The organism is Mesorhizobium sp. M7A.F.Ca.CA.001.04.2.1 (assembly GCF_003998485.1).
Lineage (GTDB): Bacteria > Pseudomonadota > Alphaproteobacteria > Rhizobiales > Rhizobiaceae > Mesorhizobium > Mesorhizobium ciceri.
This window is the reverse complement of sequence record NZ_RZQT01000166.1, coordinates 1-11,047: the sequence shown is the minus strand read 5'-3', so window position 1 is coordinate 11,047 and position 11,047 is coordinate 1. Positions and strand designations below refer to the sequence as shown.

Annotated in this window: 8 protein-coding genes and 2 pseudogenes; 7 read left to right on the top strand and 3 right to left on the bottom strand. The window is 62.6% G+C overall.

The annotated features are described in order from the left end of the window. Positions 1-1,051, top strand: a pseudogene (locus EN955_RS30860) (AsmA-like C-terminal region-containing protein); the annotation flags it as partial. Positions 1,052-1,057: 6 nt separating this feature from the next. Here the strand turns inward: EN955_RS30860 and tyrS are convergent. After that, entirely contained in the window at positions 1,058-2,311 is a 1,254-nt protein-coding gene (tyrS, locus tag EN955_RS30855) for a tyrosine--tRNA ligase (protein WP_024504578.1), read from the bottom strand. Positions 2,312-2,656: 345 nt separating this feature from the next. Here tyrS and EN955_RS30850 point away from each other — a divergent pair, with 345 nt between their 5' ends. Together EN955_RS30850 and EN955_RS30845 are read left to right on the top strand one after the other, a co-directional pair. After that, the gene (locus tag EN955_RS30850) at positions 2,657-4,300 is read left to right on the top strand and encodes a glycosyltransferase family 39 protein (protein ID WP_024504577.1); all 1,644 of its coding nucleotides are present in this window, start codon (positions 2,657-2,659) and stop codon (positions 4,298-4,300) included. 45 nt (positions 4,301-4,345) lie between these two features. Continuing rightward, complete coding sequence (locus EN955_RS30845) at positions 4,346-5,176, top strand: phosphatase PAP2 family protein (RefSeq protein WP_024504576.1); 831 nt, start codon at positions 4,346-4,348, stop codon at positions 5,174-5,176. 11 nt (positions 5,177-5,187) lie between these two features. Here EN955_RS30845 and EN955_RS30840 read toward each other — a convergent pair whose 3' ends face one another. Together EN955_RS30840 and EN955_RS30835 are read right to left on the bottom strand one after the other, a co-directional pair. After that, positions 5,188-5,838: an FMN-binding negative transcriptional regulator gene (locus tag EN955_RS30840; protein ID WP_024504575.1), complete on the bottom strand. Its 651-nt coding sequence runs from the start codon at positions 5,836-5,838 to the stop codon at positions 5,188-5,190. A gap of 20 nt (positions 5,839-5,858) precedes the next feature. Further along, positions 5,859-6,533 carry an alpha/beta hydrolase gene (locus EN955_RS30835; protein ID WP_013532163.1) on the bottom strand — a complete coding sequence of 225 codons (675 nt, stop codon included), beginning with the start codon at positions 6,531-6,533 and terminating at the stop codon, positions 5,859-5,861. A 236-nt stretch (positions 6,534-6,769) separates the two neighbouring features. Between EN955_RS30835 and EN955_RS30830 the strand changes: the two genes are divergently transcribed. From EN955_RS30830 to EN955_RS30815, 4 genes and pseudogenes are all read left to right on the top strand, one after another. Beyond that, positions 6,770-7,933, top strand: coding sequence for a cysteine desulfurase family protein (locus EN955_RS30830; RefSeq protein ID WP_024504574.1), 1,164 nt, complete (start codon positions 6,770-6,772; stop codon positions 7,931-7,933). A 242-nt stretch (positions 7,934-8,175) separates the two neighbouring features. Beyond that, positions 8,176-9,693: a Fe-S cluster assembly protein SufB gene (gene sufB / locus EN955_RS30825; RefSeq protein ID WP_013532161.1), complete on the top strand. Its 1,518-nt coding sequence runs from the start codon at positions 8,176-8,178 to the stop codon at positions 9,691-9,693. Positions 9,694-9,720: 27 nt separating this feature from the next. Next, complete coding sequence (sufC, locus tag EN955_RS30820) at positions 9,721-10,476, top strand: Fe-S cluster assembly ATPase SufC (protein ID WP_023810312.1); 756 nt, start codon at positions 9,721-9,723, stop codon at positions 10,474-10,476. A 19-nt stretch (positions 10,477-10,495) separates the two neighbouring features. Next, a pseudogene (locus EN955_RS30815) lies at positions 10,496-11,047 on the top strand (Fe-S cluster assembly protein SufD); the annotation flags it as partial.

Sequence of the window (11,047 nt, the reverse complement as noted above, 5' to 3'; positions counted from 1 at the left end):
CGTCATGACCAAGTCCGGCGACACCACGACGCTGTCCGATTTCAATCTCGACGGAAAGACGTTCTCCGTCGACGGCAGCATCGTGCTGGTCAATGGCGCCTTGTCGTCGGCGCGGTTCAGCAAGGTCACCTTGAACAGGGGCGACGACGTTGCCGTATCGGTGAAGCGGTCCGGCAAGGGCTATGCGGTCGACATATCGGGCAACGCGCTCGACGCCCGCTCGCTCATCAAGCAGTTCACCTCCGACGTCGACACGGCTACCAAGACCACCGGTTCCGATGCCATTTCCGTCAGCGCCGATGTCGACCGGCTGACCGGTTTCCACGACGAGCAATTGTCCAATCTGAAGCTCGACTACAGCGCGGCCGGCTCGCGGGTGAACGGGCTGAAGGTCAGCGCCACGGCCAGTTCAGGTGCGGCCATATCGATCAGCAACACGACCGGCGCCGGCCGGCGCACGCTCAACATGCAGTCCGCGGACGCCGGCGCCATCCTGAGGTTCCTCAACATCTACGAACATATGGAAGGCGGCGTGATCACGCTCGCACTGGCCGGGCCGAGCGACGGATCGCTCAAGGGCAAGGTCGACACCAGCAACTTTTTCGTCGTCAACGAACCGAAGCTCGCCTCCATCGTCTCGACCACGCCGGCCGGCGACAACCGCAGCCTCAACCAGGCGGTCAAGGGCAAGCTGGACACGTCGCGGGTGAAGTTCGAACGCGGCTACGCCGAGATCGACAAGGGCAGCGGCTATCTGAAACTGGCCAATGGCGTGCTGCGCGGACCGCGCATCGGCACGACGTTCCAGGGCACGCTCTACGACCAGAACAACAACATGGACATGACCGGCACGTTCATGCCGGTCTATGGCCTCAATCGCATCTTCGGCGAATTGCCCATCGTTGGCGCGCTGCTCGGCAATGGCCGCGACCGTGGCCTGATCGGCGTCACCTACCGGCTCAAAGGCAACGCCAACAAGCCGTTGCTGGACATCAATCCGCTGTCGGTGATCGCGCCCGGAATATTCAGGTCGATTTTTGAGTATCGGTGACCGAGTTCAAATCGGCCGTATCAGAATGTGTTTTTTCTTTCCCAAGGAAAGCTTTACGACGTTTTCCGGACTCAAATCCTGAGGGGTCACCAGCCGGCGCTCGTCGCTCACCGGCTCGTCGTTCAGGCGCACGGCGCCGCCCTGCACATGCCGCCGCGCTTCGCCGTTCGACGCCGCCAGTCCGGCGGTGACCAGCAGCGACAGGATGCCGACGCCGGTTTCGAGCGCTGTCTTGTCGACCTCGACGGTCGGCAGCGACTCCGCGAGCGCGCCTTCCTCGAACGTCTTGCGCGCCGTATCGCTGGCTTGCTCGGCGGCCGCGCGGCCGTGCAGCAGGGCGGTGATCTCGGTGGCGAGGATCTTCTTGGCCTCATTGATCTCGGATCCGCCGAGCCGCTCGAGCCGCGCCACCTCGTCCAGCGGCAGCGTCGTGTAGAGCTTCAGGAAGCGGGCGACGTCGGCATCCTCGGTGTTGCGCCAGTACTGCCAGAATTCGTAGGGGCTCAGCATCTCCGCGTCGAGCCAGACCGCGCCCGACGCGGACTTGCCCATCTTGGCGCCCGACGAGGTGGTGAGCAGCGGCGTGGTCAGTGCATAGAGCTGCGCGTCCTCCATGCGGCGGCCGAGATCGATGCCGTTGATGATGTTGCCCCACTGGTCGGAGCCGCCCATCTGCAGGCGGCAGCCGAGACGCTTGTAGAGCTCGACGAAATCATAGGCCTGCAGGATCATGTAGTTGAATTCGAGGAACGACAGCGACTGCTCGCGATCGAGCCGCAGCTTGACGGAATCGAAGGCCAGCATGCGGTTGACCGAAAAGTGACGACCGACATCGCGCAGGAAATTGACGTAGTTGATCTCCATCAGCCAATCGGCGTTGTTGACCATGATGGCGTCGTTGGGACCGCTGCCGAATTTGAGGTAGGGCATGAAATTGCGGCGGATACCGGCAAGATTGTCTTCGATGTCCTGCGGGGTCAAAAGCTTGCGCGCCTCGTCCTTGAACGACGGGTCGCCGATCATCGAGGTGCCGCCGCCCATCAGCGCGATCGGCCGATGACCGGTCTGCTGCAGCCAGTGCAGCATCATGATCTGGATCAGCGAGCCGGCGTGCAGGCTCTTGGCGGTGGCGTCGAAGCCGATATAGGCTGTCACCGTTTCCTTGGCGAAGATATTGTCGAGACCGGCATCATCCGAAGTCTGGTGGATGAAACCGCGCTCGCTCATCGTGCGCAGGAAATCCGATTTGAAGGCAGGCATTTTTTCTATTCCCGAAAGCGTCCGGCCGCTGTGGCTCAGGCGTGCATGAACGCGGGCGTTTAGCATCCAAGCGCGATCAGCAAAAGTGGTTTCCGGTTTTGCGACTGATCGCGCGCCAGACAAAGGTCCAGCGATCAGCAAAAGTGGTTTCCGGTTTTGCGACTGATCGCGCGCCAGACAAAGGTCCAGCGATCAGCAAAAGTGGTTTCCGGTTTGCAGCCCGCGCGGATGGCGTTGCGAATCCTTGCTTCGTCGTTTGGGCTGGCGTATTGAGGCGCCGCGCAGGGCAGGGCCTGAGGCGCCGCGACGGGGCCATCCCGCAGATCAGATCCGGAAAGCTCCGCGATGAACAGGAACTATCTCTTTCTCTTTCTGTTCAGCGTGCTGATGACGTTCAGTGGACTGGCGAGCCTTCCACCCATCGACCGCGACGAATCCCGTTTTGTCCAGGCCACCAAGCAGATGGTCGAAACCTCCGACTATGTCGACATCCGTTTTCAGGATGCCTCGCGCTACAAGAAGCCGATCGGCATCTACTGGCTGCAATCGGCGGCGGTGGCGCTGAGCGGCGAGGGGGCGGCGGCGCCGATCTGGGTCTACCGCCTCGTCTCCATGCTTGGCATTGCCTTGGCCGTCGTCGGCATCGCCTGGACGGGCACGAAGCTGTTCGGGGCCAATGCCGGTCTCGCCGCCGGCCTGATGATGGCGGCGATCTTCGCCACCGCCTTCGAGGGCCGTGACGCCAAGACCGACGCCATGCTGCTGGCCTGCTGCGTGGCGGCGCAAGGCGCGCTCGCCCAGATCTATCTGGCATCGCGCCGCAACGAACCGGTAGCCGCCCATCTGCCGTGGATATTCTGGGCCGCTCAAGGCCTTGGAATCCTTATCAAGGGGCCGGTGGCTCCGCTCCTGTCGGTGCTCACGGTCGCTGCCCTGTTTGCCTTCGAGCGCGACTGGCGCTGGCTCCTGAAGCTGAAGCTCGTGCGCGGTGTCGCTCTGGTGGTGCTCATCGTGTTGCCCTGGGTCGCCCTCATCACCTGGAAGAGCGGCGGCGCCTTTCTCAACGATGCCGTCGGCAAGGACATGATGGCCAAGGTCGCCTCGGGCGAGGAATCGCACGGCCTGCCGCCCGGTTTCTACATGCTGACCTATTCCTTGTTCATGTGGCCGTTCGGCCTGATCGCGGTCGGCGCCGGGCTGCAGGCCCTCAACCGTCTGCGCGACGATCCCCGGCTGCGTTTCTGCCTCGCCTGGTACATTCCGTTCTGGCTGGTATTCGAGCTGATCCCGACCAAGCTGCCGCACTATGTCCTGCCGGCCTATCCCGGCATGGCGCTGCTGATCGGCTGGCTGCTGACATTGTCGCCGCAGGAGGCCAATGCGCCGCTCAGGCGCTGGCAGGACTGGTTGTGGTGGTCGACCGCATTCGGTCTTGCCGTGGTCAGCCTTGGCCTGGCGGCGGTCTGCGTCGGAGCGCCGATCTATCTCACCGGCTCCTTTTCCTGGTGGAGCATCCCGGCCGCCGCGGCGGCGCTGGCGGCAGGGTATTTCGCTTTTTCGCGACAGCTGCAAGTGCCGCTCTCCCGCATCGGCGCCATCGCGGTTTGCGCCGGCATCACCTATGGGCTGTTGTTCGGCGTCATCGCGCCTTCGCTGAAGCCGATCTGGCTGAGCCCGGCGATCGAGGCGGCAGTCCAGGCCAACAGGCCTTGCGACACCACGGTGCTCGCCTCAGCGGAATATCACGAGCCGAGCCTGGTGTTCCTGGTCGGCACCAAGACCGTCCTGACCGATGTCGATGGCGTCGCCAAGCATCTGCTCGGCGACCCCACCTGCGCGCTGGCGCTGGCACAAATCGGCGACGAGCAGAAGCTGAATGGCCTGTTGGAGGCGCAAGGCAAGTCGGCGAGCCGCGTTGCCGAGGTCGACGGCCTCAACTATTCGTCGGGAGACAAACTGTCGCTCGGCCTCTATCGTGTAACCCAGTGACGGCTCGCCGATGCCCATGACGGCAACAATGGGGTCGAATTTCCTATGCTGGTGAAATCACGCCCGCCCGTTTCGAGCCTGCTCCTTGGAATAGGGCGCCGGTCGCTCGACAACTTTCGCGATACGATGCAGATCGCCAAAAGCCGCCTTGCCACCCGGCCGGCCAGATACCCGAATATTTTGTGGTCGGTCTGGGTGCTGGTCTGGGTCTTGCTGACCGCGGCGGCATTTGTTCGTCTCGACACTCCGGCCGGAATGCTTCACGGCAAGTGGTCGGCGGGATTTGCCCGGACTGCCGACTTTTTCACCCAGTTCGGCCTGGGAGGCTGGTATATCATTCCCTCAGTGCTTCTGCTTGTCGCCGCGAACCTGACGGATTGGCGAAGCCTGTCGCGGCGCTCGCTGATGCTCCTCTACAACTGGACCTGCCTGGCTTTTCTGGTGCTGTGCGCCACCGGCCTGTCGGGGATCGCCGTCAATGTGCTGAAATATGCCATTGGCCGGGCTCGCCCGCTCTATTACGAGGACTTTGGCGTGCTGACCCTGCACCCCTTCGCTTTCGATGCGCGCTTCGCCGGCTTTCCGTCCGGCCATGGTACGACAATGGGCGCGGTGTTCGGGGTCGCTTTGCTGTTGTTTCCGCGGCGCTGGTACATCGCCCTGGCGATCACCGCCTGCATCGCCTCGACCCGTATCTTCGTTGGCGCGCACTATCCCAGCGACACCGTCGCCGGCTTCGGCCTTGGCTGCGGTTTCGCGCTTGCCTGCGGGCTGGTCTTTGCCCGGCTCGGCTTCATCTTCCGGCCGATGCCGTCGGGACTGCCGGTCCGCAAGAGAACGTTTCGGCTGATCGGACCGACAAGGAAGACTGCCTGAGCATTCGAAGTTCAGTTGCCGTCCAGTCCGCCATAGGATCTGACCAGGTCGGCCATGCCGGGCGATTGGTGGTCTTCGCTTTCGAGCCCCTGTGCAACGCCGACGCGATCGGCGACCGGCCGGTTCTGGCTGACCTTCCACTTGCCGTGGATTTCGCTGATCTCGATTTCCAGCCCGATAATGCCCTTGATCTGCGACTGGATGAAGGGCTCCGGCGCATCGGTCACCGCCCAGGGCGCGGCGCGGGCGCCTTCCTGGGAGACGGTCAGATCGGCGATCTGCTGCGCCAGCCAGTCCTGATCATCCATCACCTTGACGGTGCCGCGAACCTGCACGATGGCATAATTCCAGGTCGGCACCACCTTGCCGGTCTCGCGCTTAGTCTCGTACCAGGACGGCGTCACATAGGCATCGCTGCCCTGGAAGACGATCAGTACGGGTGACGCCGGATTGTCGGCCAACAGGCGCCATTGCGGGTTGGCCCGCGCCAGATGGGCGCGCAGCCTGCCGTTCGGCCCGATTTCCGCGTCGAGCAGGAACGGGATGGCGTTGGCGACCGGCCCATCGGGCCCGTTGGCAATCAACAGGCCCAGCGGATGCGTCCGGATCAGCCCGTGCAGGATTTCCGGCCGCGTTTCCCTGAAATGAGGAGGTTCGTACATTGCCGTCCCTGCTTTCTTGCTTATCTCAGCCGCTTCGGCCGCGGATCCGACAATTCGCCGGCCAGCCGGCGGTCGAGATAGTCGGCGCATTCCTCGAGCAGCAGGTCGGCATCGTTGGAGAAGAAATGGTTGGCGCCGGGCAACGTCTTTTGGGTGATGGTGATGCCCTTCTGCGTGTGCAGCTTGTCGACCAGGCCCTGCACATCCTTTGGCGGCGCCACCTTGTCGGCATCGCCATGGATGATCAGGCCCGATGAGGGGCAGGGCGCCAGGAACGAGAAATCATAGGTGTTGGGCTGCGGGGCGATCGAGATGAAGCCTTCGATCTCGGGCCGGCGCATCAGAAGCTGCATGCCGATCCAGGATCCGAACGAGTAGCCGGCGACCCAGCAGCTCTTGGAATCGGGATGCAGCGACTGCACCCAATCCAGCGCCGCGGCGGCATCCGACAACTCGCCGGTGCCGTGGTCGAATTCGCCCTGACTGCGGCCGATGCCGCGGAAATTGAAGCGAAGCGTGGTGAAGTCCCGCTTCTGGAACATGTAGAAGAGGTCGTAGACGATCTTGTTGTTCATCGTGCCGCCGAATTGCGGGTGCGGGTGCAGGACGATGGCAATCGGCGCGCTCTTTTCCTTGGAAGGCTGGTAGCGACCCTCCAGGCGGCCAGCAGGACCGGTGAAAATGACCTCAGGCATAAAATACTCCACTAGGTAATACGAATGCGCGGTGCCTGGAACGTTTCCTCTGGCCTTGACGCAGGGCGAGCGTCTTCTTAGAAGCTAGTTTAGAATTGTTCAAAACTGAGTGGCAAGACATCGAGCCCGGCCACCCGCGCCGCAAGCCGCGTAAATAGGACGGCTCGCCTTGGAATTTCAAGGAAATAACGCCATACGACGGCGGAATGGCTTCTGACGGGACTTGACGGACGAAAATGGCCGCAAAACGCGCCTATCTCGACTACAATGCCAGTGCGCCGCTGCTTGCCGCGGCCCGCGAAGCTATGGTCGCGGCGCTCGATGTCGCCGCCAATCCGTCATCGGTTCACGCCGAGGGGCGGGCGGCCCGCCGTCTGATCGAGACCGCAAGGCGTGACGTGGCGGCGCTCGTCAACGCCAAGCCCGAGCACGTCGTGTTCACCTCCGGTGCCACGGAAGCAGCCTCGACGCTGCTGTCACCCGACTGGCAGATGGGGCGCGGCACGGTGCGCATGAGCCGGCTTTACGTGTCGGAGGCCGATCATCCCTGCCTGTTGAACGGCGGACATTTCCCGTCAGCGCAGGTGACGCGGGTCGGCGTCGACGCCAACGGTATCGCCGATCTCGACGCTTTGGCGGCAGCGCTCAGTGGTCATGACAAGAGCGAAGGCCTGCCGCTGGTTGCCATCCACGCCGCCAACAACGAGACCGGCGTCATCCAGCCGATCGATCGCATCGCCGGGATCGTCAAGGCGGCGGGCGGCATCCTCATGGTCGACGCCGTGCAGGCCGCCGGGCGTGTTTCGATCGATCTATCAGCGGGTTACGCCGATTATCTGATTCTGTCCTCGCACAAGATCGGTGGTCCCAAGGGCGTCGGCGCCATCGTCGCGGCTTCGGATCTGATGATGCCGAAGCCGTTGATCAATGGCGGCGGTCAGGAAAAGGGCCATCGCGGCGGGACTGAAAACCTCGCTGCCATTGCCGGTTTTGGCGCGGCCGCCCGCGAGGCCCTGGCCGGATTGCCGGCCATAGATGCGGTGCGCCGGCGCCGCGACGAGATCGAGGCCATCGTGAAAACGCTGGTGCCGGACGCGGAAATCTTCGGAACCGGTGCGCCAAGGCTTGCCAATACGGCATTCTTCGCTATTGCGGGCGTCAAAGCCGAAACCGCGCAGATCGCCTTCGATCTGGCCGGCGTAGCGCTGTCGGCCGGCTCTGCCTGTTCGTCCGGCAAGGTCGGACCGAGCCATGTGCTGAAAGCCATGGGATACGGTGACAGCCTTGGCGCCTTGCGCGTGTCGATCGGTCCGGCGACGGGCGCGGAAGACATCGAGTTGTTTCGCGTTGCGCTGACGGGAATCGCCGCGCGTCGGGCGGATAGAGAAAAAGCCGCGTGAGCGGTTGGAGCATCGGACCGAAAAGCGCGTAGCGGTTTTCGGGAAAATCCGATGCTTGACGAAAATGATTTGGGCCATTCGGCCTGGTAGAGCCGTGCGTTTCATGCTGGCCGGGTGAATTTCCGGTCGAAGCGCACTATATGAAACTTACGCTGCCGCAAGCGCCTTTTGGGGTTCGTTTTTGGCGGTGCCATAGTTTGAAAACTGTCGGGCCTTGACCCCGGCGTGGATGGAGAACGCATATGCCTGCTGTGCAGGACACGATCGATCGGGTCCGAAAGATCGACGTCGACCAATACAAATATGGATTCCAGACCGAAATCGCGATGGATAAGGCCCCCAAAGGCCTCAGCGAAGACATTATCCGTTTCATTTCGGCCAAGAAGGATGAACCGTCCTGGATGCTGGAATGGCGTCTGGAAGCCTATCGCCGTTGGCTGACGCTTGACGAGCCGACCTGGGCGCGCGTCCACTATCCCAAGATCGATTTCCAGGACATCTACTTCTACGCGGCGCCCAAGAGCACGCCCGGCCCGACCTCGCTCAGCGATGTCGATCCCGAACTCTTGAAGGTCTACGAGAAGCTCGGTATTCCGCTGCGCGAGCAGGAAATCCTCGCCGGCGTGCAGAAGACCGACGCCTCGGAACTCGAGGAAGTCAGCGACAATGTCTACAAATCGGGCCGCGTCGCCGTCGACGCCGTGTTCGATTCCGTTTCCGTCGTCACCACCTTCAAGAAGGAGCTGGCGCAGGCCGGCGTCATCTTCTGCTCGATCTCGGAAGCCATCCGCGAGCATCCGGAGCTGGTGAAGAAATATCTCGGCTCGGTCGTGCCGACCTCCGATAATTATTACGCGACGCTGAATTCGGCCGTGTTCACCGACGGCTCGTTCGTCTTCGTGCCCAAGGGCGTGCGCTGCCCGATGGAGCTGTCGACCTATTTCCGCATGAACGAGAAGAACACCGGCCAGTTCGAGCGCACGCTGATCATCGCCGAGGAGGGGGCTTACGTCTCCTATCTCGAAGGCTGCACGGCGCCGCAGCGCGATGAGAACCAGCTGCATGCCGCCGTCGTCGAACTGGTGGCGCTCGACGATGCCGAGATCAAATATTCGACGGTGCAGAACTGGTATCCCGGCGACGCCGAGGGCAAGGGCGGCATCTACAATTTCGTCACCAAGCGCGGCGACTGCCGTGGCGACCGCTCCAAGATTTCGTGGACGCAGGTCGAGACAGGTTCGGCGATCACCTGGAAATATCCGAGCTGCATCCTGCGCGGCGACGATTCCTCGGGCGAGTTCTATTCGATCGCTGTCTCGAACGGTTATCAGCAGGTCGACAGCGGCACCAAGATGATCCACCTCGGCAAGAACACGTCGAGCCGCATCATCTCCAAGGGCATCGCCGCCGGCTTCTCGCAGAACACCTATCGCGGCCAGGTCTCGGCGCACCGCAAGGCGACCAACGCCCGAAACTTCACCAACTGCGATTCCCTGCTGATCGGCGACCAGTGCGGCGCGCACACCGTGCCCTACATGGAAGCCAAGAATTCGACGGCGCAGTTCGAGCACGAAGCGACGACGTCGAAGATTTCCGAGGACCAGAAATTCTACGTCATGCAGCGCGGTATCCCTGAAGAGGAGGCGATCGCGCTGATCGTCAACGGCTTCGTCAAGGACGTCATCCAGCAACTGCCGATGGAATTCGCGGTCGAAGCGCAGAAGCTGATCGGTATCTCGCTTGAGGGCTCGGTCGGCTGACCGGACAGATATTCAGGAAACGAAAAAATGCTTGAAATCAGAAATTTGCACGCCCGCATCGTCGATGACGGCACCGAAATCATCCGCGGCCTGAACCTGACGGTGAAAGCCGGCGAGGTCGCCGCGATCATGGGGCCGAACGGCTCGGGCAAATCGACGCTGTCCTACATCCTCGCCGGTCGCGAGGACTATGAGGTGACCGAGGGCGACATCCTCTACAACGGCCAGTCGATCCTCGAAATGGATCCGGCCGAGCGCGCCACGTCAGGCATCTTCCTCGCCTTCCAGTATCCGATGGAGATACCGGGCGTCGCCACCATGGAATTCCTGAAAGTGGCGATGAACGAGCAGCGCAAGGCGCGCGGCGAGGAGCCGCTGAAGATCCCGGAATTTTTGAAGCGCGTGAAGGAAGCCGCCGCCTCGCTCAGCATGGACATGGCGATGCTCAAGCGGCCGCTCAATGTCGGCTTCTCCGGTGGCGAGAAGAAGCGGGCAGAGATCCTGCAGATGAAGCTGCTGGAGCCGAAATTGTGCGTGCTCGACGAAACCGATTCCGGGCTCGACATCGATGCGCTGAAGATCGTTTCCGATGGCGTCAACGCGCTGCGCGCGCCGGACCGGGCGTTCCTGGTCATCACCCATTACCAGCGCCTGCTTGAGCACATCGTGCCCGACACCGTGCATGTGCTCTACAAGGGGCAGGTCATCAAGTCAGGCGACAAGTCGCTAGCGCTCGACCTGGAAGCCAATGGCTATGCCGGCGTGATCGGCGAAGCAGCGTGAGATGCCAGAGGGCAGTTTGATGAATATGCACGCACAACCGCAGCGGACACCGGCCGAGACAGCGTTGATCGACGCGTTCGGCGACCGGTTGTCGCTGCTGCCCGGCGACGGCGCGGTGATGCTGAAGCGCGACGACGCCATCGAGACGATCAAGCACGGCCTGCCCACGCGGCGCGTCGAATCCTGGCACTATACCGACCTGCGCCGGTTGCTGAATACCGTGCCGGACTTCGACCCGGCCGCCTTGGCCAAAGTCATTGCGCCGATCGTCGACGGTTCCACCGTGGTGTCGATCCTGAACGGCAAGTCCGACGCCAAAGCGCCGGTTCTTGAAGGCGTCTCTTTCCAGCGCCTGTCGGAAAAGCTGGTCGACGGCAGCGCAGCAGCTGGGCTCGACCCCTATGGCAGCGACGACGCCATCGGCGCGCTGAACACGGCTTTTGTCGCCGACGGGTATTTCGTCGACATCGCGGATGGTGTGGAACTTGAAAAGCCGGTCGAGCTGCAGAACCTGCAGGCGGGCGGCCAGACCCATGTGCGCCTGGCCGTTCGCGTCGGCGCCGGCGCCAAG

Bases quoted from the DNA above. Each gene is read 5' to 3' on its own strand.
- tyrS (WP_024504578.1), bottom strand. From the start codon at position 2,311: ATGCCTGCCTTCAAATCGGATTTCCTGCGCACGATGAGCGAGCGCGGT.
- EN955_RS30850 (WP_024504577.1), top strand. From the start codon at position 2,657: ATGAACAGGAACTATCTCTTTCTCTTTCTGTTCAGCGTGCTGATGACG.
- EN955_RS30845 (WP_024504576.1), top strand. From the start codon at position 4,346: ATGCTGGTGAAATCACGCCCGCCCGTTTCGAGCCTGCTCCTTGGAATA.
- EN955_RS30840 (WP_024504575.1), bottom strand. From the start codon at position 5,838: ATGTACGAACCTCCTCATTTCAGGGAAACGCGGCCGGAAATCCTGCAC.
- EN955_RS30835 (WP_013532163.1), bottom strand. From the start codon at position 6,533: ATGCCTGAGGTCATTTTCACCGGTCCTGCTGGCCGCCTGGAGGGTCGC.
- EN955_RS30830 (WP_024504574.1), top strand. From the start codon at position 6,770: ATGGCCGCAAAACGCGCCTATCTCGACTACAATGCCAGTGCGCCGCTG.
- sufB (WP_013532161.1), top strand. From the start codon at position 8,176: ATGCCTGCTGTGCAGGACACGATCGATCGGGTCCGAAAGATCGACGTC.
- sufC (WP_023810312.1), top strand. From the start codon at position 9,721: ATGCTTGAAATCAGAAATTTGCACGCCCGCATCGTCGATGACGGCACC.